General features: G+C 65.8%; 19 protein-coding genes. 6 read left to right on the top strand and 13 right to left on the bottom strand.

Going from position 1 to position 21,065, the window contains the following annotated elements; genetic code table 11:
- Nucleotides 1–24: 24 nt before the first annotated feature.
- Nucleotides 25–828 (top strand): 5-deoxy-glucuronate isomerase, encoded by an 804-nt coding sequence (gene iolB / locus L0U80_RS05110; protein ID WP_233862903.1) that lies wholly within the window; start codon nt 25–27, stop codon nt 826–828.
- 82 nt (nt 829–910) lie between these two features.
- Here the strand turns inward: iolB and L0U80_RS05105 are convergent, their stop codons facing one another.
- The gene (locus L0U80_RS05105) at nt 911–2,533 is read right to left on the bottom strand and encodes a methyl-accepting chemotaxis protein (protein ID WP_233862902.1); all 1,623 of its coding nucleotides are present in this window, start codon (nt 2,531–2,533) and stop codon (nt 911–913) included.
- Nucleotides 2,534–2,976: 443 nt separating this feature from the next.
- On the opposite strand from L0U80_RS05105, the gene L0U80_RS05100 reads away from it, so the two are divergent.
- From L0U80_RS05100 to L0U80_RS05090, 3 genes are all read left to right on the top strand, one after another.
- The gene (locus L0U80_RS05100; RefSeq protein WP_233862901.1) at nt 2,977–4,233 is read left to right on the top strand and encodes an MFS transporter; all 1,257 of its coding nucleotides are present in this window, start codon (nt 2,977–2,979) and stop codon (nt 4,231–4,233) included.
- A gap of 300 nt (nt 4,234–4,533) precedes the next feature.
- Nucleotides 4,534–5,019: an adenosine-specific kinase gene (locus tag L0U80_RS05095; protein ID WP_233862900.1), complete on the top strand. Its 486-nt coding sequence runs from the start codon at nt 4,534–4,536 to the stop codon at nt 5,017–5,019.
- A gap of 6 nt (nt 5,020–5,025) precedes the next feature.
- On the top strand, nt 5,026–5,913 hold the full coding sequence (locus L0U80_RS05090) for an ATP adenylyltransferase family protein (protein ID WP_233862899.1): 888 nt from the start codon (nt 5,026–5,028) through the stop codon (nt 5,911–5,913).
- A 26-nt stretch (nt 5,914–5,939) separates the two neighbouring features.
- On the opposite strand, the gene L0U80_RS05085 is transcribed toward L0U80_RS05090, so the two are convergent.
- The 7 genes from L0U80_RS05085 to L0U80_RS05055 all read right to left on the bottom strand — a co-directional run bounded on the left by L0U80_RS05085 (nt 5,940) and on the right by L0U80_RS05055 (nt 12,340).
- Complete coding sequence (locus tag L0U80_RS05085) at nt 5,940–6,647, bottom strand: ABC transporter ATP-binding protein (protein ID WP_233862898.1); 708 nt, start codon at nt 6,645–6,647, stop codon at nt 5,940–5,942.
- Entirely contained in the window at nt 6,644–7,396 is a 753-nt protein-coding gene (locus tag L0U80_RS05080) for an ABC transporter ATP-binding protein (RefSeq protein ID WP_233862897.1), read from the bottom strand. The genes L0U80_RS05085 and L0U80_RS05080 overlap by 4 nt, the downstream gene beginning before the upstream one ends.
- Nucleotides 7,393–8,667: a branched-chain amino acid ABC transporter permease gene (locus tag L0U80_RS05075; protein WP_233862896.1), complete on the bottom strand. Its 1,275-nt coding sequence runs from the start codon at nt 8,665–8,667 to the stop codon at nt 7,393–7,395. Before L0U80_RS05075 ends, L0U80_RS05080 begins: the two co-directional genes overlap by 4 nt.
- Complete coding sequence (locus L0U80_RS05070) at nt 8,660–9,598, bottom strand: branched-chain amino acid ABC transporter permease (protein WP_233862895.1); 939 nt, start codon at nt 9,596–9,598, stop codon at nt 8,660–8,662. The genes L0U80_RS05075 and L0U80_RS05070 overlap by 8 nt, the downstream gene beginning before the upstream one ends.
- Before the next feature lie 47 nt (nt 9,599–9,645).
- Nucleotides 9,646–10,131 carry an acyl-CoA thioesterase gene (locus tag L0U80_RS05065; RefSeq protein WP_233862894.1) on the bottom strand — a complete coding sequence of 162 codons (486 nt, stop codon included), beginning with the start codon at nt 10,129–10,131 and terminating at the stop codon, nt 9,646–9,648.
- Between the two features lie 52 nt (nt 10,132–10,183).
- Nucleotides 10,184–10,714 (bottom strand): NUDIX domain-containing protein, encoded by a 531-nt coding sequence (locus L0U80_RS05060; protein WP_233862893.1) that lies wholly within the window; start codon nt 10,712–10,714, stop codon nt 10,184–10,186.
- Between the two features lie 342 nt (nt 10,715–11,056).
- Nucleotides 11,057–12,340: a YbfB/YjiJ family MFS transporter gene (locus tag L0U80_RS05055; protein WP_233862892.1), complete on the bottom strand. Its 1,284-nt coding sequence runs from the start codon at nt 12,338–12,340 to the stop codon at nt 11,057–11,059.
- 123 nt (nt 12,341–12,463) lie between these two features.
- On the opposite strand from L0U80_RS05055, the gene L0U80_RS05050 reads away from it, so the two are divergent.
- On the top strand, nt 12,464–13,402 hold the full coding sequence (locus L0U80_RS05050; RefSeq protein WP_233862891.1) for a LysR family transcriptional regulator: 939 nt from the start codon (nt 12,464–12,466) through the stop codon (nt 13,400–13,402).
- 40 nt (nt 13,403–13,442) lie between these two features.
- Here the strand turns inward: L0U80_RS05050 and L0U80_RS05045 are convergent, their stop codons facing one another.
- From L0U80_RS05045 to norR, 4 genes are all read right to left on the bottom strand, one after another.
- On the bottom strand, nt 13,443–14,306 hold the full coding sequence (locus L0U80_RS05045) for a cyclic nucleotide-binding domain-containing protein (protein ID WP_233862890.1): 864 nt from the start codon (nt 14,304–14,306) through the stop codon (nt 13,443–13,445).
- A gap of 165 nt (nt 14,307–14,471) precedes the next feature.
- Entirely contained in the window at nt 14,472–14,897 is a 426-nt protein-coding gene (locus L0U80_RS31785; RefSeq protein ID WP_373322182.1) for a transposase, read from the bottom strand.
- Between the two features lie 143 nt (nt 14,898–15,040).
- Nucleotides 15,041–15,403 carry a hypothetical protein gene (locus L0U80_RS05040; RefSeq protein WP_233862889.1) on the bottom strand — a complete coding sequence of 121 codons (363 nt, stop codon included), beginning with the start codon at nt 15,401–15,403 and terminating at the stop codon, nt 15,041–15,043.
- 273 nt (nt 15,404–15,676) lie between these two features.
- Nucleotides 15,677–17,224, bottom strand: a complete 1,548-nt coding sequence (gene norR / locus L0U80_RS05035; protein WP_233862888.1) for a nitric oxide reductase transcriptional regulator NorR — start codon at nt 17,222–17,224, stop codon at nt 15,677–15,679.
- A 149-nt stretch (nt 17,225–17,373) separates the two neighbouring features.
- Here norR and ytfE point away from each other — a divergent pair, with 149 nt between their 5' ends.
- Nucleotides 17,374–18,039: an iron-sulfur cluster repair protein YtfE gene (ytfE, locus tag L0U80_RS05030; protein WP_233862887.1), complete on the top strand. Its 666-nt coding sequence runs from the start codon at nt 17,374–17,376 to the stop codon at nt 18,037–18,039.
- A gap of 124 nt (nt 18,040–18,163) precedes the next feature.
- Here the strand turns inward: ytfE and alaS are convergent, their stop codons facing one another.
- The gene (gene alaS, locus L0U80_RS05025; protein ID WP_233862886.1) at nt 18,164–20,788 is read right to left on the bottom strand and encodes an alanine--tRNA ligase; all 2,625 of its coding nucleotides are present in this window, start codon (nt 20,786–20,788) and stop codon (nt 18,164–18,166) included.
- Nucleotides 20,789–21,065: the final 277 nt, after the last annotated feature.

Here is a 21,065-nt window from a genome sequence, read left to right as displayed (position 1 = left end):
TAACTCGGGCCGACAGGAGGCAGCATGACTCTGCTAGTGAAAGCCGCGCGCGAAGGCCAGACGATCGCGCGCGTCACGCCCGTGACGGCGGGCTGGCACTACGTCGGCTTTGCCGCATACCGGCTGTCCGAAGCCGACGTGGTCTACGTGTACGACAAGGAGCGCGAGAGTTGCATCGTCGTGCTCACGGGCGCCGTGGATGTCGAAGCGGGCGGCGAGCGCTGGTCGAGTCTCGGCTCGCGCGACAGCGTGTTCGAAGACGCCGCGCCGTACGCGGTGTACGTGCCGCCCGGCGTCAAGGCCACGGTGCGGGCCACGCGCGACGCCGAAGTGGGCGTGGCGAGCGCACCTGCGAAGGGCACCCTACCGGTGCGCCTGATCGAACCCGCGCAGATGAAGCGTTCGACGCGCGGCAAGAACCTCAATACGCGCTACGTCTGCGATATCCTGCCTCAGACGGCGCCTGCCGAATCACTGCTCGTCGTGGAAGTGCGCACGCCCTCTGGACATTCGTCGAGCTATCCGCCGCACAAGCACGACGCCGACCGCCTTCCACAGGAGAGCGCGCTCGAAGAAACGTACTATCACCGCCTGAGTCCGCCGCAAGGCTTCGCGTTCCAGCGCGTCTACACTGATGCGCGCGACCTCGATGAAACGATGGCCGTCGAGGACCACGACGTCGTGATGGTGCCGCGCGGCTACCATCCCGTCGTCGTGCCATACGGCTACGAGTCGTACTACCTGAACGTGATGGCCGGGCCGCGCCGCGAGTGGCACTTCTACAACGATCCCGCGCACGAGTGGATCATCGAGCGCGATGCGAAGTGACCGCAAACGCGCCCAAAACAAAAGCGCCGCCTGATGAGCTCAGGGCGGCGCTTTCTTCATCACGAACCGACGCGCGCGATGCTCACGCGAGCCTGAACTTCCCGACGAGCCGCTTGAGCGTCTTCGCCTGATCGTCAAGCGACTGTGCCGCTGCGGTCGCCTCTTCGACGAGCGCCGCGTTCTGCTGTGTGCCGGCGTCCATCTGCGTCACGGCGCGGGAAATCTCCTCGATGCCCGCACGCTGCTCGTGCGACGCCGCCGTTATCTCGCCGATGATGTCGTTCACGCGCTGCACCGCCTTCACGACTTCGCCCATCGTTTGACCGGCGTCCTGCGCGAGCGTCGAGCCGTTGGCCACGCGCGTCACCGAGTCGGTAATCAACGCCTTGATCTCCTTGGCCGCCGCCGCGCTGCGCTGCGCGAGGTTGCGCACCTCCGCGGCCACGACGGAGAAGCCGCGCCCGTCCTCACCCGCGCGCGCCGCCTCGACGGCTGCATTGAGTGCGAGGATGTTGGTCTGGAACGCGATGCCCTCGATCACGCCGATGATGTCCGCGATGCTCTTCGCGCTGTCGTTGATCTCGTTCATCGTCGCGACCACACGGCCCACCACGTTGCCGCCCTGCTCCGCGATCTCGGAAGCGTTGCCCGCGAGCGTGCTCGCCTGCGCCGCGTTTTCGGCGTTCAGACGCACGGTCGAGGTGAGCTGCTCCATGCTGCTCGCCGTGCGCTCGAGCGCGACCGCCTGCTGCTCGGTCCGATGCGAAAGATCGAGATTGCCGGTCGAAATCTGGCCTGACGCCGCGGCGATGGCCTCGGCACTCGCGGCAATTTCGGAGACGGTCGTTGCAAGACCGGTCTGCATGTCCCGCAGCGCGCCAAGCATGCTGGCTGCGTCGCGTGCATCGACCTTGACGGGCTGCGCGAGGTCGCCCACTGCAATGCGGCTCGCGATCTCCCTCGCCTGCGCGGGCTCGCCGCCCAGCTGCCGCGAAATACGCCGCACGCCCCACTCGCCCATGACGAAAGCGAGGACGAAAAGCGCGACCGTCGCGCCCGCAATCATCACGAACGACGACTTGAAGATGAACGCCGATTTCTCGATGGTGGCTCGCGCGGCGGTGCCGCGCTGCTCGACGAGCTGATCGACGAGCTTCTCCAGCTTCTCCGTTTCGACGAGCAGCGACACGTCCTGCGTGCCGACCTGCCAGTTCATCTGCGAGAGATCGAGCGGCTGTGCCTTCACGAGCGTCACGAAATCGCGCAGGTGGCCGCTCCACGTCGACGCCGCAGCCGCGAACTTCTTCTGCAGGTCGAGCGCATCGCCGCCGGACTGCGCCGAGTATTGCTCCAGTGCGGCCATCTCGCGCGTGAGCCCGGCGAGATCACTCTCGACGCCGGCACCGAGTTCGTCACGCTCCTTCGCGGTCGTGGCGGTGAGCAGCATCTTCTGCGCGCGGCTCGCACGCAGTACGTGGCCGCGGGCTTCCTCGGCGGCGCGGCTCGCCACATAACCCTGTTCGTAGATCGATTGCGTCGAGTCGTTGAGCCGGCTGATCTGCGCGAGCGAGAACACGCCCATTGCGAGTGTGCCGATCAGCAACGCGACGAACGCGATGCGCAACGTCGCCTTCACCGTGAGCGGTTTGCCGGCGCCCTGCGGCACGAAACCAGCGCGCTGGCTGGCTTGCGATACAGCTTTCATGTATTGACAGTCTCCTTCTTGTTGCAGAGGGCCCGGACGATTCAGTCCAGTCCGCCTCAACCCGGCCTGCAGTGGTTCCGCGCGCGGTGAATGCTTCCTCGCACGCGACTCCTCCGCAATCCGGCCCCGTAGCGCCGCGCCTCGTGGGCGGGGGCTCCGGCGGGTTATACCCGGCCAAAATGACGGATCCAATAAACCGCCTTGAAGTGTTGCGTGCACGCCGCAGCCCGCGCCCGGCCCTTGATGTCCGGTTCAAATCCGGCTCATGCCCAATTCGTGGCCGATTCATGTCCGATTCATGGCCGATTCTCGACAAATAATGTCCGGACTATTCGGTCGAGACACATTACACTCCGCTCATAACTCTTATACATGTCCATGTCGTGCCGTCGCCAGCGCCCTCCCGGCGTGGTGCCCGCACGCACTCTCCTGCGATCTAAAACATGCAAACGAGCATCAAGAACGGCGCCGTCGCGGGCGCCGCGCCGTCGGCGACTGCCACGGCCGGAACGCCCAGCGTTCCGCCGCGCACGGTCTATCCGGTCCTCGGCGCGATCAGCTTCTCCCACATGCTCAACGACATGATCCAGTCGTTGATCCTCGCGATCTACCCGATGCTCAAGGACAACTTCGCGCTGTCCTTCACGCAGATCGGTCTCATCACGCTGACTTACCAGATCACGGCGTCGCTGCTGCAACCGCTGATCGGCATGTACACGGACAAGCGTCCGATGCCGTATTCGCTGCCCGTCGGCATGGGCTTCACGCTGTGCGGCCTGCTGCTGATGTCGGTGGCGCCGAGCTTCGGCGTGCTGCTCTGCGCCGCTGCGCTCGTCGGGTGCGGCTCCTCGGTGTTCCATCCGGAGTCGTCGCGCGTCGCGCGCATGGCGTCGGGCGGCCGTCACGGACTCGCGCAATCGCTCTTCCAGGTGGGCGGCAACGCAGGCACGTCGCTCGGGCCGCTGCTCGCCGCCGCGATCATCATCCCGCACGGCCAGCACAGCATCGCGTGGTTCTCGGCTGCCGCGCTCGTCGGGATCGTCGTGCTCTCGCAGATCGGCCGCTGGTACAAGGCGCATCCGAACATGAAGAAAAAGCGCGCCGAGGTTCCGCACGTCGCCCTCTCACGCGCCCGCGTCCAGACCGCGATTGTCATTCTCGTGCTGCTCGTGTTCTCGAAGTACTTCTATCTCGCGAGCATCAACAGCTACTTCACGTTTTACCTGATGGATCGCTTCCACCTGCCCGTTCAGGCCGCGCAGTTCCACCTGTTCATCTTCCTCGCGGCTGTCGCGGCGGGCACGATCATCGGCGGCCCCGTGGGCGACCGCATTGGTCGCAAGTATGTGATCTGGGGTTCGATTCTCGGCGTCGCGCCGTTCACGTTGCTCCTGCCCTACGCCAACCTGTTCTGGACCAGCGTGCTGACGGTGATCATCGGCGTCGTGCTGGCGTCGGCCTTCTCGGCGATTCTCGTCTACGCCCAGGAACTCATTCCGGGCAAGGTCGGCATGATCGCGGGCCTCTTCTTCGGCTTCGCGTTCGGGCTCGGCGGCATCGGCGCGGCCGTGCTCGGCCAGATCGCGGATGCCACGAGCATCGCCTTCGTCTACAAGGTCTGCTCGTTCCTGCCGCTCATCGGTTTGTTGACCGTGTTCCTGCCCGACATCGAGGGCAAGTTCGCGAAGAAACGCGCCTGATCTCCCGCGCTGCTTGCGCACACGACGGCCGACGCCCCTGGGCGCCGGCCGTTTTGTTTTTGCGCGGCACGCGGTGTGCGGCTCGACCGTCGTGCTGACAACCGGTGCTTGCGCCGATACGCTGCGAGCGACGCGCGAAGCTTGAGCGAGAGCCGGTTCGCGCGAATAATAGGCCACACTGCGTCGCCCCCCAGCCCGGTGAGGCGGCGCGGAAAACCACAGCGGAAAGCGCGCGTACTGCAGCGCCCGCTGCAGAACCGCAGCCACCGCCGGGCCACCATCTGCGCGAAGAGGTCCTCCATGCAACTGTCCACGGTAGAGATCGTCAAGCCCGAGGCCGCCAACTTCATTCTCGGCCAGTCGCACTTCATCAAAACGGTCGAGGATCTGCACGAAGCCATTTACGGCACCGTGCCGGGCATCAAATTCGGCCTCGCGTTCTGCGAGGCGTCGGGCAAGCGGCTCGTGCGCCGCTCCGGCACCGACGACACACTCGTCGAACTCGCGACGGACAACGCGCTGCGTATCGGTGCGGGGCACAGCTTCATCGTGTTTCTCGGGGACGGTTTTTTCCCCGTGAACGTGCTGAACGCGATCAAGGCCGTGCCCGAGGTGTGCCGCGTGTTCTGCGCGACGGCCAATCCGACCCAGGTGCTGATCGCGGAAACGGATCAGGGTCGCGGGATCGTCGGCGTGGTGGACGGCTTTCCGCCGCTCGGCACGGAGGCCGAAGAGGACGTCAAGTGGCGTCGCGACCTGCTGCGTGCGATCGGCTACAAGGCCTGAACGGCCATGCCGATCGTTGCCCCCGAACCCGCCAGGCTTCTCGCGGCCATCGAGCAGCAAAGCGGGCATGCGCTGCAATGCGGCGCACTGCTCCCGATCGACACGACGCGAACGCTGATCGACGACGGTGGCGTGCGCTTCGTGGTGCGCGAAGTATCGAGTCTCGCACGCAAGGACGCGGGCGCGCACACGTCGCGTGCGGCCGATCCGTTCCTGCCGTATGACCCCGATCTTTTCGTCGCCGATCTCTCCGGCACGCACGTTGCGCTCCTGAACAAGTACAACGTGATCGACCGTCATCTGCTGATCGTGACGCGTCGCTTCGAGCCGCAGGAAGCGCTGATCGATCTCGCGGATTTCGAGGCGCTGTGCATCGCGCTGCGCGCATTCGACGGGCTCGGCTTCTACAACGGCGGACCCGAGGCAGGCGCGAGCCAGGCGCACAAACATCTGCAGGTGGTGCCTTTACCACTCGATGACACGCTCGACGAAAGCACGCCGCACGTCCCGATCGAAGGACTGTTCGATGCGGTGAATTTCGTTCACGGCATCGGGACCGTGCCGGGGCTGCCTTTCCGGCATGCGTTCGCCTGGCTCGACCTGCTGGCCGAAGGCGCGGCACGGAGCGCGACCGACTGCTATCGCGCGCTAATCGACGCTGCGGGAATCGGTACGCGCGACGAGCAAGGCGTCGCGAGTCAAGCCGCGCCGTATAACCTGCTCGTCACGCGGCGCTGGATGCTCGCGATCCCGCGCACTACCGAACGCGTAGAAGGGATTTCGGTCAATGCGCTCGGATTCGCCGGATCGCTCTTCGTGCGCGACGCGGCGCAACGGCAAGCCCTCGCGCAACTCGGGCCGATGGCGGCTCTGGCGCGCGTCGCGCTGCCATAAAACCGCTTCCTGCCACCGCTGCGGCCTCAGCCGATGCCGAGCCACTCGCGCACGACATCGTCGCGCGCGGCGAGTTCGTGCGGTGTACCGTCGAACACGATGCGCCCGTGCCCCATCACAGCAACACGATCGGCCAGTTCGGGTGCGAGCGCGAGCCGCTGCTCGATCAGCAGCACGGCAACGCCACGCTCGCGCAGCATGCGCAGGCAATCGCCGACGCGCGCCACCATCTGCGCGGCGAGCCCTTCAGTCGGTTCGTCGACGATCAGGAGTTCGGGATTTCCAACCAGGGCGCGCGCGAGCGCGAGCATCTGCTGCTCGCCGCCCGAGAGCACACCGGCGCGCGCAGCACGCCGCTCGCGCAGGACGGGAAAGAGCGCCCACGCGTCGTCCATGCCGAACCTCGATCCGCCCGCGCGCGGCGCCACGCCTAACTGCAGGTTCTCCTCAACGCTCAGCGTCGGGAACACGTCGCGTTGCTCCGCGATATATCCCAGACCGAGCCGCGCAATCTCGAACGTTCGCAGACCGTCGAGTGGACGCCCCGCGAACGAGCGTGCGCCCTCGGATCTCACCATCGACATCAGTGCCTTCGCAAGCGTCGAGCGCCCCGAGCCGTTGCGCCCCGCGAGCGCGACGATCTCGCCCGCGCCGACACGCAAATCCACCCCGTGCAGCACCTGACTCGCGCCGTACCACGCCCTCAGCCCCGTGACTTCGAGCAACGCGCTCATTGACCGACCCCGCTGCCAAGATAGGCCTCGCGCACGGCGGCGTCGGCGCGAATCGCGTCGGGCGTGCCGGTCGCGATTACGCGGCCCTGAACGAGTACCGAGACGCGGTCGGCGAGGCTGAATACCGCGTCCATGTCGTGCTCGATGATGAGGAGCGTTTTGCCCGCACTTACCGAACGGATCAGTTCGATCGCCCGCGCGCTTTCCGCGCGATTCATGCCGGCGGTCGGTTCGTCGAGCAGCAGTGTGTGTGCGCCGCCAGCCAGCGCGAGACCCAGGTCGAGCGCACGTTGCTCTGCATAACTGAGCATGCCCGCCTCGTGCTGCGCGAACGGCGAGAGACCAATCGCTTCGAGCACTTGCCTTGCACACGTATCGACGTGCCGCGAGCCAAACCACCGATCGACGCAACCGCCCCAACCGCGACGCGAGGCCAACACCGCACAGCGCAAGTTATCGAGCACGGAAAGTCGCGCGAACACGCTCGTCGTCTGGAAGCTGCGCGCGAGCCCGCGCCGTGCCAGCGCGGCGCACGAAAAGCGTGTCGTGTCGGTGCCCATCAACTCGATGCTGCCCGCACTCGCCCGCTGCTCTCCCGCGATCAGGCTGAACAGCGTCGACTTGCCCGCGCCGTTTGGACCAATCAGCGCGTGGCGCTCACCGGCGCGCACGGCGAGATCGACGCCCCGCAGAACCGGCGTAGCGCCAAAGCGCTTTTCGATGCCGCGAAGTTCAAGCGCGATGCTCATAGTTCGTCCCCCTGCGCATCGAGAACGCGTGCGAGCCGACGCGCGCGATACGCGAAGCGAACGGCGAGCGCCACCAGCGCGACGATCGATGCCGCAAGCCACCACGCGTCACGTGAAGTCAGCGTTGCGAGCCACGCGGAGGGATCGGCATCGCGCAAACGCACAGCGTAAGCCCATTGCGCTGCGAGCACGAACGCCAGCGCACTGCACGCGGCAGCGAACGCGCCCGACGCCCACACGCGCACGCCGCGCCGCCGGCCATGCCGCGCGACCCATGCACGCTGACGGGCGGCGAACCCGGCAAGACCATCCGGTGCGGCGAGTACGACCGCGATGAAAAAGAGCCCCACGTAAAGCATCCAGGCGCGCGAAACGCTCGCAACGCCGACACTGAACGCAACCCATACGAGCGCGCCAAGCGCCGGCCCGAAGAACGACGCCGCACCGCCCGTGACGGTCGCGATCAGCACGGCGGCCGAGCGCATCATGCCGACGCTTTCGGCGGCGGCCAGTTCGATGTTGATGAGCGCGAGCGTGCCCGCAACACCCGCGAAGCCCGCACTCCACACGATCATCGCGGCCCGGACCCGCGCAGGCGCGACACCCAGCGCCGCGGCGCGCACAGGATTGTCACGCACGGCGTTGGCCAGCCGCGCGAACGGTGTGCGTGAGAGCGCGAACATCGCCGCGCTCGCCACGATGCACCAGGCGGCGATCACACAGTACGCCTGACGATCGGAGCCGAACGTCCAACCCGCCCACGCGGGCCCACTTGCGCGGTCGATGCCGACACCCGCCTCGCCGCCAAACCAGCCGGGCAAGGCCCATGCGGCCGCCGCCACGAGTTCACCGAGACCGAGCGTAATCATCGCGAACGCGGTGCCTGAGCGACGTGCGGCGACGAGCGCGGTCAACAGGCCGAAAGCCGCGCCGCCAAGTCCACCCACCAGCGGCAACAACGGCAGCGAAATCGCGTACCGGTTGAACAGATGCGCGGCAACCAGAGCGCCGAGCCCAGCGGGTGCGGCGTGGCCGAACGAAAGCAGCCCGGTCTCGCCGAGCAACAGGTTGTACGAGAGCGCGAAAACGATCATCGTCGCGGCCTGCGCGAGCGACGCGAGCAACCAGCCTTGCGGCACCGCCTGAGGCGACGCGAGCGCCGACACCAGCGGCGGCACAACGAGCAACGCCACGAGCGCGAACCATGGCGCGCACGCACGCCAGCGCATGGCCGGGCGACGGGATATCACAGTGACGACCGGTTCACGCATCGTCGCCGCGTTGTCCGAAGAGGCCGCGCGGACGCACTGCCAGCATCGCCACGAGCAGCAGATACGGCAGGAGCGGTGCGGCCTGCGCGAGCGTAAGTGCACTCCACCCCGGCGCGATTGCGACGCCCCAGCGCGCGCCAATCGCGCCGAGCGACACATCGCTCGCGACGGCAATGGTCTGCAGACAACCCACCGCGAGCGACGCGACGAACGCGCCACCGAGCGAGCCGAGTCCGCCGGTCACGACGACCACGAACACGATCGAGCCCACGGACTCGGCCATCGCCGGCTCGACGACGAACATCGGCGCCGCGACTGCGCCCGCAAGCGCCGCGAGCGCGGTGCCGAGCGCGAACACGAGCGTTCGCACGCGCGGCACGTCATGGCCGAGTGCCTCGACGGCCTGTGGGTGTGCGAGCGCCGCGCGCACGATGAGGCCCGTCTTCGAGACGCGCAGCGCGATCCAGAGCGCGCCGAGCATGGCGAGCGCAACGGCCATCGTGAACGCGCGATAGCGCGAGAACACGGCGTCGCCGAGCATGAAGAGCGGACCGTCGAGCACGGCGGGAATCGGTGCGGAAAGGGGCTGCAGGCCCCAAGCGAGCTTCACGAGCTCCCCCATCACATACGCGGCGCCGAACGTGAGCAAGAGCGCGTTGAGCGGTCCGCCCGGCCTCACGCGTCGCAAGAGCGTACGTTCGAACCACGCGCCCGCAATCCCGGCGATGCTCGGCGCGAGCATGAGCGCCCAGCCGAAGCCGAGCGTCGCGGCGAGCGTCACGCCGAGATACGCCCCGAGCATATAGAAGCTCGCATGTGCGAAGTTGAGCACGCCGAGCATGCTGAAGATCAGCGTGAGCCCGGCGGACAGCATGAAGAGCAGCAGGCCGTAGCTGATGCCGTTCAGTGCGTCGATGGCTAAGGCCTGCACGGGAATCCCCCTTTCACGCGCGGCGCGGAGGTGCGCAAGCGGCGCGCTCAGCCACGCGGCGCGGTTGACGTGGCCGGAGCGTTGTCACCGCCCGTCGTCACTGCGAGCGGCGCGAGCGCTGCATGCAACGCAGCTGGCAGCGCGGCGACCGGGCGGCGCGTCGCGCGGTCGACGTAGACATGCACGAAGTGGCCTTGCGCGGCAGGCTGCGTCTCGCCCTCGCGAAAGAGCCCGACTTCGTAGCGCACGCTCGACGAACCGAGCCGCGCGACCCGCAATCCCGCTTCGACGCGATCCGGAAACACGAGCGGCGCGAAGTAGCTGCACTGCGTTTCGACGACGAGCCCGATCGTCGTGCCATGCTCGATGTCGAGCGCACCCATGCGGATCAGATACTCGTTCACGACGGTATCGAAGTAGCTGTAGTAGACGACGTTGTTCACGTGGCCGTAGACGTCGTTGTCCATCCATCGGGTGGTGATGGGCAGAAAGTGGACGTAACCGCTGCGGGCAATGGCGACGGGTCGGTTCATCGGATAGGGGACGTTAGGTTTGAAGTGAAGATCATGGCGTGCGCGGCTGACGTCACTGGCCCGGCCGCTCGACGAATTCGAACGGCAGGCCGCGCCGGCGCATCCACTCGCCGAGCGCCTGGCCGGTACCCGCGCGCCATGGACGCAACATTGCGGGTTCAACAAGCCGGTACTCGAGCAGCTCCGGCGAAAGCGCGATCGTTCCCGTCGCGCGGACGTGATACGCGATGATCAATTCGTTCTTGCGGATGAACTCGTAGACGCCGATGAGTTCCGTACTTTCGACACGCAGCGACGTTTCCTCCATGACCTCACGCGCGATGCCCTCCTCCGGCGTCTCGCCGTTTTCGAGGAAACCCGTGATGAGCGCGAACACACCCTCGGCCCAGGCCGCATTGCGCGCTAGCAGGACACGCCCTTCGTACTCGACGATCGCGGCGACTACGGGCAGCGGATTGTCCCAGTGAACGTAGCCGCAGACGAGGTCCGGGCAGGCGAGCCGCACGCGGCCGCCTTCGTGGGCCGGGTCGGCGCGCTCGGTGAGCCGCGACGCGCAACGAGGGCAGAACTGGTATTCGCTCATGGATGGTTCGGTGTGGATCGCGTGGATTCGGGCGCGCCCGCTCGCCCTTTTCGTCAGGCAACGAGGGGCTATTTTAGAGCGGTGGAGCGTAATCGGGGCGACGGGCGGTAAGCGCCTTGTGGCACTCCGGTGGCCGTTCGGCATCAGTCGCCGTGGATGGCGATAGCCACGGCGCTGCGAACCACGCGTGGCGCGGTCCGGGCGTAACTGACGCGTCTGGGGCGCCGCGGTCAACGCAGTGGGCGCAGTGGGCGCAGTGGGCGCAGTGGGCGCAGTTGGTGCAGTCGGGGCAGTCGGGACAGTCAGCGCAGCCGGCATCGCCCGACGCGCGACCAGCACGCGTTACACGCTCGCCAGACTCCGGACGTGCCTCGAAACGCGCGTACGCCAGAGTAGCCCCGCCGCGCCGGCAAGCAGCGCGCCGGCGGCGAGTCCAAGCGACGGCGAGAACGAACCCGTCGATGCCGCGAGTGGCGCAGCCACGAGCGGCCCCGCGATCTGGCCGATGCCGTAGGCGGCCGTCGCATAGCCCATCAGCGCGGCCGCGCGCTCGCCGCGCAACAGACGCGCCTCGCGCATCGCGAAGAGCGTGATGGCGGTGAACGGCAGGCCGATCAGAATGCTGCCGAGCGAGAAACCCACCGCATTCGGCCAGACGATGCCGAGCGCGATACCCACCGACTGCAGCACGTAGCAACCAGCGAGCATCAGCCGGTTGTCCCAGTGCTGCGGCAGGCGCGCGGCACCAAGCGCGCCAACGATCAGCGCCATGCCGAACATCGGCCAGAACAGGTCGGGCCACGCCGAGCCCGGCAACGCATGGCGCGCGATCACCGGCAGGAAGGTCGCGGTGATGATGTAGCCGAAGCCGGGCACGCCGTAGAGCAGCGTGAGCCAGAAAATATCGGCGCGGCGGTCATCGGCATGCGCCTCGAACGTTCGCGGCTGGCCGGAGCGCGTGCCGTCGGCCCTCGCGGCTTGCGGCGAACCGGTGCCGCCTGCCGCGGCTGCCTCGCGCGGCATGGGGGTCTCATCGCCGAAAACCGGCCAGACGAGGGCGGCGAGAATCGCGCAGATCACACCGAAGCCGATCCATCCTGCCGCCGCACCCAGCCCACCCGCCGCGCTGACGAGCAACCCCGTCGCGATGATGCCGATACCAGGCCCCGTGTAGATCACGCCGCCCCACGCGGGCGCGCTCAGTTCGGCGAGCCGCCGCAGGCCCCACTGCGACGCGAACACGAAGGTCCACGCGCTCACCATCCCCGCCACGAAACGCACGACCGCCCAGATCCAGAACTGCTGCGTGAGCCCCATCGCGATCGTCAGCAGCACCGTCGTGACGAGTCCCGCGCGGACGATCTTCGCGTGCGGCAGCCGAAGCGCCACGCAGCTAACCGCGCCAATGAAATACCCCGCGTAGTTCAGCGACGCGAGCCACCCGCCGTGCCGCAGATCCAGGCCGCCGCCATGCAGCATCAGCGGCAGGAGTGGCGTGAACGCAAAGCGCCCGACACCGAGCGCCACCGCCAGCGTGACCATACAGGCGAGCGCGGTGCGGCGCGCGGCATCGGAACCGCGCAATGCGGTGCGCGTAGCGGTTGAGCGGGAGGCGAAATCGTTCATGGTCGGCGGAGAAAGGGGAACGTGCGGCCCCTGGGACACGAAGCCGCGTCCGAGTATCTTAACCAACCGAATCGTTCACGAAAAATGAATTATGATGAACCAATTCATCCCGGAGAGAGAATCATGGATCTCGCCGAACTCGCCATCTTCCGGGCGGTCGTCCGTGAAAACGGCGTCACCCGCGCCGCCACGAAGCTGAACCGGGTGCAGTCGAACGTGACGACGCGCATCAAGCAACTCGAGGCGCAACTCGGCACCGAACTCTTCACCCGCGACGGCCGACGTCTCGTGCTGACGCCCGCCGGTCACACGCTCCTGCCCTACGCCGAGCGGCTCCTCGCGCTCGCCGACGAAGCGCACCACGCGATGAAGGCCGGGAAGCCTTCGGGGCGGCTGCGTCTCGGCGCGATGGAGAGTACCGCCGCGAGCCGCCTGCCCGGCGTGCTCGCCGGCTATCACCAGGCGTGGCCCGATGTCACGCTCGAACTGGAAACCGGCACGACCGGTTTTCTGCTCGAACGCCTGCGGGAATTCGAGGTGGACGCCGCGCTGATCGCCACGCCCCTCGACGGTCCGCCTGAGAGCGACGTGTTCGAGTCCATGCCGGTCTATCGTGAAGAGCTCGTGATGCTGACGCCGCGCGGCCATCGCCCGATCCACGAGCCCGGCGATGTCGCACTTTCGACGCTCATCGCGTTCGAGCGCGGCTGCACATACCGGAGCTGCGTCGAAAAGTGGTATCTCGAACACGGAATCCGGCCGACCCGGGTGCTCGAACTCGCTTCGTATCACGCGATCGTCGCGTGCGTGGCAGCCGGCGCAGGCGTCGCGGTCGCGCCGCGCTCGGTGCTGGAACTGCAGCGCAATATGGACAACGTGGCCGTGCACTCGCTCGGCAAGCCCGGGCAGATCGACACGCTGCTCCTGTGGCGACGCGGGCATTTTTCGCCGGCATTGGCCGCGTTGCGCGACGCACTGCTGAAGAACAGCAATCTCGCCACAGCAGAAGATCAGAAACTCGACGTGGCTGCCGGATCAGCCGTGGCTGCGCCGCGCGCCTGAATTGAAGCGCGCAGCACGGTGCGTTCCGTGCTCGCGCCAGTTAGACGCTCTCGCACACTTCATCGTCGAGCGCGGTCTCCTCGACGCGGTCCGCATCCGCGGCAACGTGCTCTGGCTTCGCTGCGTGCAAAGGAACGTGCTCGGGCTTCGTTGCGTGCGAAACCAGACGGGCCTGGAGCCTTTCGGGATCCAGCACGCGAATCCGCTTTCCGTGTGCCTCGATAATGCCGTCCCGTGAGAGCGCTGAAATCACGCGGCTCACGGTTTCCAGCGTCGTACCGAGATAGTTCCCGGCCTCGGCGCGCGTCATGTACATCGTGAACTCTCTCGACGAAAAGCCACGCATTGCGTTGTTTTCCGCCAGATCGATGAAGAAACCCACGACGCGCGCCTCGACCGATTGCAGGCTCGCGTTCAGCCGACCATTGGTGACCTGCACAAGCTGGCGCCCCATGATTTCGAAGATGCGTTGCTGAATCGCCGGCGTCTCGTTGCACATCTGCCTGAGCTGGCTGTACGGAATGAGACAGACGGTCGTGTCATGCAGCGCTACGGCGTCGAACGCGTGCTTGCCGGTCGCCAACCCGTCCAGACCGAGTGCGTCGCCGGGTCGATGGACGCCAACGATCTGCTCTCGCCCGTCGCGAGTCCGCGCCACTGTCTTGACCGCACCCGAGCGTACCGCGAACAGGTAACGCGCTTCGTGATCGGAACCGTAGACGTACTGACCCCGGCGCAGCGACCGCGCGCTGTTAATGAGCTTCTCGAGGCTGCCAAGTGTTCCCTTGTCGACATTGCGCGGCACGCACATCGTCTTCACTGCGCAGATGGAGCATCGTGCTGTATCGCTCCGTCTCGCGGGCGAGCCGTCGTCGATCAGATGGGGGGAAGCGAGGTGGTTCATCGTACGCACTCCGTAGTTGAATCTCGTCGCATGGCTGCGCGGAGTAGTCGTTACGTTCGTCGATTCTCCGGCGCCGTCTCACTTCGTATATTGGGTCAGTCAACGCAAATTCAACTGCCACTGTGGCCCCGAATCAGGTGCTTCCTGATTCGTGGACGAATCCACTCATCGTGTTGCGGGTACACCTTTCGTCGCTAGCGGCGCCTTCGCGTCATGCGTGCCGTCACAACTTTCCTCGCGAACATCAGTGGACCAGCACGGGTATAGCCGCTGCGGTTTTTTCACCTGACCCCGCATCCGACCCTCGGCCTTTTGCAGCAGGTAAGCGCCGTTTTTATGGCCGAACAAACAATTCAGTACTACTTCAATTAATCCGGACTGATACCAGATCCGGAAATATCGATGGCAAGTCTGATGCGGAGGGTAGCCCTTACCCTCCAGGCTATGCCACGTGGTATCCCTGCAGATCGCCCAGATCACACCATCCAGAACAGCGCGTGCGTCGACCGGCGGGCGCCCCCTGCCTCTGTGGCTCTTCGGCAGCAAGGTGGGATACAGCTCGGAGACAACGCGCCACTGCTCCGATGTCATGTGGACAAAATTCTGCGCATCGGCGTCCCCCACGCCGAGTAACGGATGCGTGGGTCGGGACGACTCCTCAGTCGAACCGTCACGCTTCGGATCCCATTGGCCGTTTCCACTCACTGATAACCGCATTGGATGGTCCACCTCGCTCACAATCGTTGAAACGTCAATCTCACTGGTTCCGCTGGCCACACACGTCCAATCGTGACGCGCCGGTCCGGTGCGAGGCTGTCGATAGCGGCCACCTTTCGTCCCGCGCGCGACGCCAGCGCCTGCACGGTGTCGTCGAGTTGCGTCGGCGGCACAGCTACCGCGTTGACGGTCGCAAACGCGCCGGCAGACAGACTGTCGCGCGATGCTCCGACCGCGGCTGCGCTGGCCGCGTTTGCCAACACGGGCACGGTCGCGGCGATCGCCACCGAAGCGAAGGCCACCGTGCAGGCTGCGCGGATCATCGTGGTGCTGAGAGACCGGCGTTTGAGCTGGTTGCGTCCTTTGAGATGAGACTTCATTTGCTTCCCGCCAATTCAATGACTTACTTGCACAAGCAACTTTCTCAAATTGATCAATTCGACGCACGTCAGGCATAGTTAAATCATTGTCACAGCGGTATCAAAATTGACGCCCATCAAATTTTTGCGGCGTCTCGATAAATCAAATAAAAAGGGCCGCCCTCGCGGGCAGCCCTCATTTACATCGACCGGGAAACCGGTTGCGCGTTACAGCTTCGCTTCGACTAGCTCAAGCAATGACTCTTTCCGAAACGCCGGATAGGCCGAAGTCCCCTACTTCTGCCCCAGCCGTTTCGCCAGCTTGTGAAGGTTGCTCGCATCCACGCCCAGCGCTCGCGCCGCCGCGGCCCAATTGCCATCGTGCGCAGCCAGCGCCGCGGCAATGCACTCACGCTGTGCGTGGTCGACCACCTCTCGCAGGGCGAGCCCTGCGGGGACAGACACTGCGGGTCCGGATGCCGCGCCATCGAGTGCCGGGTTTTCGCTGGCTGGCGCAGAAAGTTCGACGTAGTCGAGGTCCAGCACGTCCGTTTCCAGCGTGACGATGTCCTTGCGGTCCGCGCCCCGGCTCACTGCCTTGAGCGCGGCGCGGCTGATCACATGCTCGAGCTCACGCACGTTTCCCGGCCAGTCGTAGCGTCGGAACGCCTGCTCGGCGGCCGGCGACAGGCGCAGGCTGCGCAGACCCAACCGTGCCCGGTTCAGCTCGAGGAAACGGCCAGCGAGCAACAGCACGTCATTGCCGCGTTCGCGCAGCGGCGGAATGGGAATCGGGTAGACGGACAGCCGATGGTACAGATCCGCGCGAAATGCACCGTCACGAACGTGCTCGCGCAGGTTGCGGTTGGTGGCGGCGATCACACGGACGTTCACACGGCGTGGACGGTCGGAGCCGAGTCGCTGGATCTCGCCGTTCTGCAAGGTCCGCAGCAACTTGGCCTGGATCGGCAGTGGCAATTCGCCGACCTCGTCAAGGAACAACGTTCCACCATCGGCGGCTTCGATGCGGCCCTGCCGGTCGGCGGTGGCTCCGGAAAAGGCACCACGTACATGGCCGAACAGCTCGCTCTCGGCCAGCGTCTCGGGCAGCGCGGCGCAATTGACGTGCACGAGCGCGTGTTTGCGTCGCCGCGACATGGCATGCAGCCGGTGCGCGAAGAGTTCCTTGCCCACCCCGGTCTCGCCCAGCAGCAGCACCGGCAACTCCGAGTCCGCCACCACTTCGAGTTCGTGCAGCAGCCGCGTTATGGACGGGTCCTGCCCGACGATGTCGCCCTCGTCCACAACCGTGCCGGCGACCGGAGCGTCGTTGCGCGTCAAGCGCAGTGCGCGCAATTCAGCTTCGAGGCGGGTGGTGCGAATGGCGGCCTCGACCAGTACGGAAAGGCGTTGCAGCTCGGCCTGCGCCGCCTCGTCGAACGTGCCGACGGCGAGCGCATCGAGCGTCAGCACGCCCCACGGCTCGCCTTCGATATGCAGGCTCGTACCCATGCAGTCGTGCACGGGCAGTGGCTCGCCGACGTGGGAATTGATCAGTCCGTCGTACGGATCGGGCAAGGCGCTGTCGTGATGAAAGTGGGTCACGCCTCGACGCGACAGGATCGCCGCCAGCCGCGGATGCAGCGCCACAGCGAAGCGGCGGCCGAGCGCGTCGCGAACCAGCCCGTCGACGGCGACCGGCCGCAAGTGTTCTTCTTCGAGCCGCAGGAGCGCCACTGCGCCGCAGCGGAAGTGCGCCCGCAGCGAACTAACGAGCCGCTGCAAGCGCACCGCTTGCGGAAGGTCGGCAACGAGATCGGCGAGGAGCAGCGCGTCCATCATGGTGATTTTCACCGCTTACGGTAAATTAAACCGTTAATTACGAATGGTGAATTATACCATTGGCGCTCTAACCGATTGATTCATATATGGCGGCAAGCTGGCACGCCACTCGCTAATGGTGAGGGCCTTCTCAAGTACGGAGTAACAGCATGACTTTGCAGGACCAAGCACTCGGCCAGCTAGCCCGCCAGATCCCCGGCGCCACGCAAATATTCCACGAGTTCGATCTCGACTTCTGCTGCGGCGGCAAGATCACATTGCGCGAGGCTGCCCAGCAAAAGGGACTGGACGCCGATGCCATCGGCGCGCGACTGACGGCACTGAAGGCGGAACGTGAGCCGGGCGACCGCGACTGGGGCACCGCAAGCCCGTCCGAACTGATCGATCACATCCTTGTGCGCTTTCACGATCGCCACCGCGAGCAGCTTCCCGAGTTGGCCCGACTCGCACGACGCGTGGAGACCGTCCACGGTGACCGGCCCGACTGCCCTGTGGGTCTCGCCGACCACCTCGATGCCATGCGCCAGGAACTCGAAAGCCACATGCAGAAGGAAGAGCAGGTGCTGTTCCCCATGATCAAAGGCGGCATGGGTCCCATGGCCGGCGGACCGATCCAGGTCATGCGCATGGAGCACGACGGCCACGGTGAAGCGCTGCAGCACCTCGCCGGGCTAACCAACAACATCACGTTGCCGCAGGGGGCCTGCAATACCTGGCGCGCGCTCTACGTCGGTCTGCGCGCGCTACGCGAGGACCTGATGGAACACATCCATCTGGAAAACAACATCCTGTTCGAGAACGCCGAACGCGGCTGAGCGCGACCGGTACACGTTGCTGGTAGGGCAACTACGCTTTCCCAGCAACCTTGACGGACCAAACAAAAGGGCTGCCCTCACGGGCAGCCCTTTTTTTACCAGAACCGGGAAACTGGTTCGTGCGTTACAGCTTCGCCTCGACCCAGCCCTTCACGCCCGCAAGCGCGGCCGGCAAGTTCGCCGGTTCGGTGCCGCCTGCTTGCGCCATGTCGGGACGTCCACCGCCCTTGCCGCCCACCTGCTGCGCGACGAAGTTCACGAGTTCGCCGGCTTTGACCTTCTTGCTCGCCTCGGCGGTTACGCCCGCGATCAGGCTCACCTTCCCGCCTTCGACGGCCGCCAGCACGATTGCGGCACTCTTGAGCTTGTCCTTGAGCTTGTCGACGGTCTCGCGCAGCGTCTTCGCGTCCGCACCTTCGAGCGTCGCCGCCAGCACGTGCACGCCACCGACTTCGATCGCCTGGCCCGCGAGTTCGTCGCCCTGGCTCGAAGCGAGCTTCGACTTGAGCGCACCGAGTTCCTTCTCGAGCGACTTCACCTGATCCTGCACTTGCGCGATGCGCTGCGTGAGTTCAGCAGGCTGTGCCTTGAGCGCCGCTGCCGCTGCATTGATACGCGCGTCGAGTTCCTGAACGAAGCGCACGGCGTTGTCGCCGGTGATCGCTTCGACACGGCGGATACCCGCCGCCACGCCGCCTTCCATCACGATCTTGAAGAGGCCGATGTCGCCGCTGCGCGTGACGTGCGTACCGCCGCAGAGCTCGCGCGAGAAGCCGAGGTCGAGCACGCGGACTTCATCGCCGTACTTCTCGCCGAACAGCGCCATCGCGCCGCCCTTCACCGCTTCGTCGAACGGCATCACGCGCACGATACCCGGCGCGTTCGCGAGCACTTCCGCGTTGACGATCTGCTCGACGCGACGGATCTCATCATCGGTCATCGGCGCGTTGTGCGCGAAGTCGAAGCGGGTCTTGTCGGCGTCGACGAGCGAGCCCTTCTGTTGCACGTGCGAGCCGAGCACTTCGCGCAGCGCCTTGTGCATCAAGTGCGTCGCCGAGTGGTTGCGCTGCGTGCGGGCGCGGCGGATTGCGTCGATCTCGGCCTTCACGACGTCGCCGACCTTCAACGTGCCCTGTTCGAGCGTGCCGTGGTGGCCGGTCACATCGGCCTGGACCTTGAGCGTATCCGCGACCGCGAAGCGCACGCTCGCATTCGCGAGCACGCCCTGATCGCCGACCTGGCCGCCCGATTCCGCGTAGAACGGCGTGTGGTCGAGCACGACCACGGCGTCCTGGCCGGTCTTCACTTCCTTGACCGATGCGCCATCGACGTAGAGCGCGACGATCTTCGCGTCGTCGAACACGATCTCTTCGTAGCCATGGAACGTGGTCTTCGCGCCCGAGTATTCGAGGCCCTGCGCCATCTTGAACTTGCCGGCCGCGCGCGCCTGCTCGCGCTGACGCGCCATCGCTTCGTCGAACGCCGGTTCGTCGACGGTCACGTTGCGTTCGCGGCAGACGTCCGCCGTGAGATCGAGCGGGAAGCCATACGTGTCGTGCAGCTTGAACGCGAGTTCGCCGTCGAGCACCTTGCCACCCTTCGCGTCGAGATCCGCCAGCGCGGCGTCGAGAATCGACATGCCGTGCTCGATCGTCTCGAAGAAGCGCTCTTCTTCCTGACGCAGCACATCGGTCACGCGCTGTTCGGCTTCCTTGAGTTCGGGATATGCGCCGCCCATTTCCGCGACGAGATCCGCCACGAGCTTGTTGAAGAATGCGCTCTTCTGGCCGAGCTTGTAGCCGTGACGGATCGCGCGGCGCACGATACGGCGCAGCACATAGCCGCGGCCCTCGTTGCCGGGAATCACACCGTCGACGATCAGGAACGAGCACGCGCGGATGTGGTCGGCGATGACCTTCAGCGAGTTGTTCGTGAGATCAGCCGTGTGCGTTTCGCGCGAGGCTGCCTTGATGAGCGTCTGGAACAGGTCGATCTCGTAGTTGCTGTGCACGTGCTGCAGCACCGCTGCGAGACGCTCAAGCCCCATACCCGTGTCGACGCACTGCTTGGGCAGCGGCGTCATGTTGCCCTGGGCATCGCGGTTGAACTGCATGAACACGAGATTCCAGATCTCGATGAAGCGGTCGCCGTCCTCTTCGGCCGATCCCGGGGGGCCGCCCCAGATTTCCGGACCGTGGTCGTAGAACACTTCCGAGCACGGACCGCACGGACCGGTGTCGGCCATTTGCCAGAAGTTGTCGGAAGCGTAGCGCGCGCCCTTGTTGTCGCCGATGCGGATGATGCGCTCGACCGGCACGCCGATTTCCTTTGCCCAGATGTCGAAGGCCTCGTCGTCTTCCTTGTAGACGGTCACCGTGAGCTTGTCGGCCGGCAGCATGTAGACCTTCGTCAGCAGCTCCCAGCAATAGTGGATCGCGTCGCGCTTGAAGTAGTCGCCAAACGAGAAGTTGCCGAGCATCTCGAAGAACGTGTGGTGGCGCGCCGTGTAGCCGACGTTTTCGAGGTCGTTGTGCTTGCCGCCCGCGCGCACGCTGCGCTGCGCGGTGGTCGCGCGCGAGTACGGACGCGACTCGGCGCCGAGGAACACGTCCTTGAACTGCACCATGCCCGAGTTGGTGAAGAGCAGCGTCGGGTCGTTGCCCGGCACGAGGCTCGACGAGCGCACGATCGTGTGGCCCTTCGATTCAAAGAACTTGAGGAATTTCTCGCGGATTTCGGCGGCTTTCATGGCGTGCTTTGGATGCGTCCTGTGCGTATGTCCTGACCCCGGGGCCGGCAGGCCGCGCACTAAGGCGCCGGCGAGACGGCGGGACAGTTCTGGTTGGGTTCTTGCGTAGCCTGTCCGGGGTTCGTTCCGGTCCGATCAGCGGCTATCCGGGCGCTAAACGAACGGTTCACGCCCGCATCAGTCGCTGCGGAATCGATCGATTATACGGGATGGAGCCAGCCGCGCGGCGCCGCGGCCCAGCCGACGTGCGATTGCGCGACATCGCATGTCGTTTCGC

Origin of the sequence: Paraburkholderia adhaesiva, from assembly GCF_021390575.1 — a bacterium.
GTDB classification, from domain to species: domain Bacteria; phylum Pseudomonadota; class Gammaproteobacteria; order Burkholderiales; family Burkholderiaceae; genus Paraburkholderia; species Paraburkholderia adhaesiva.
This window is presented reverse-complemented; position numbering and strand designations above follow the sequence as displayed.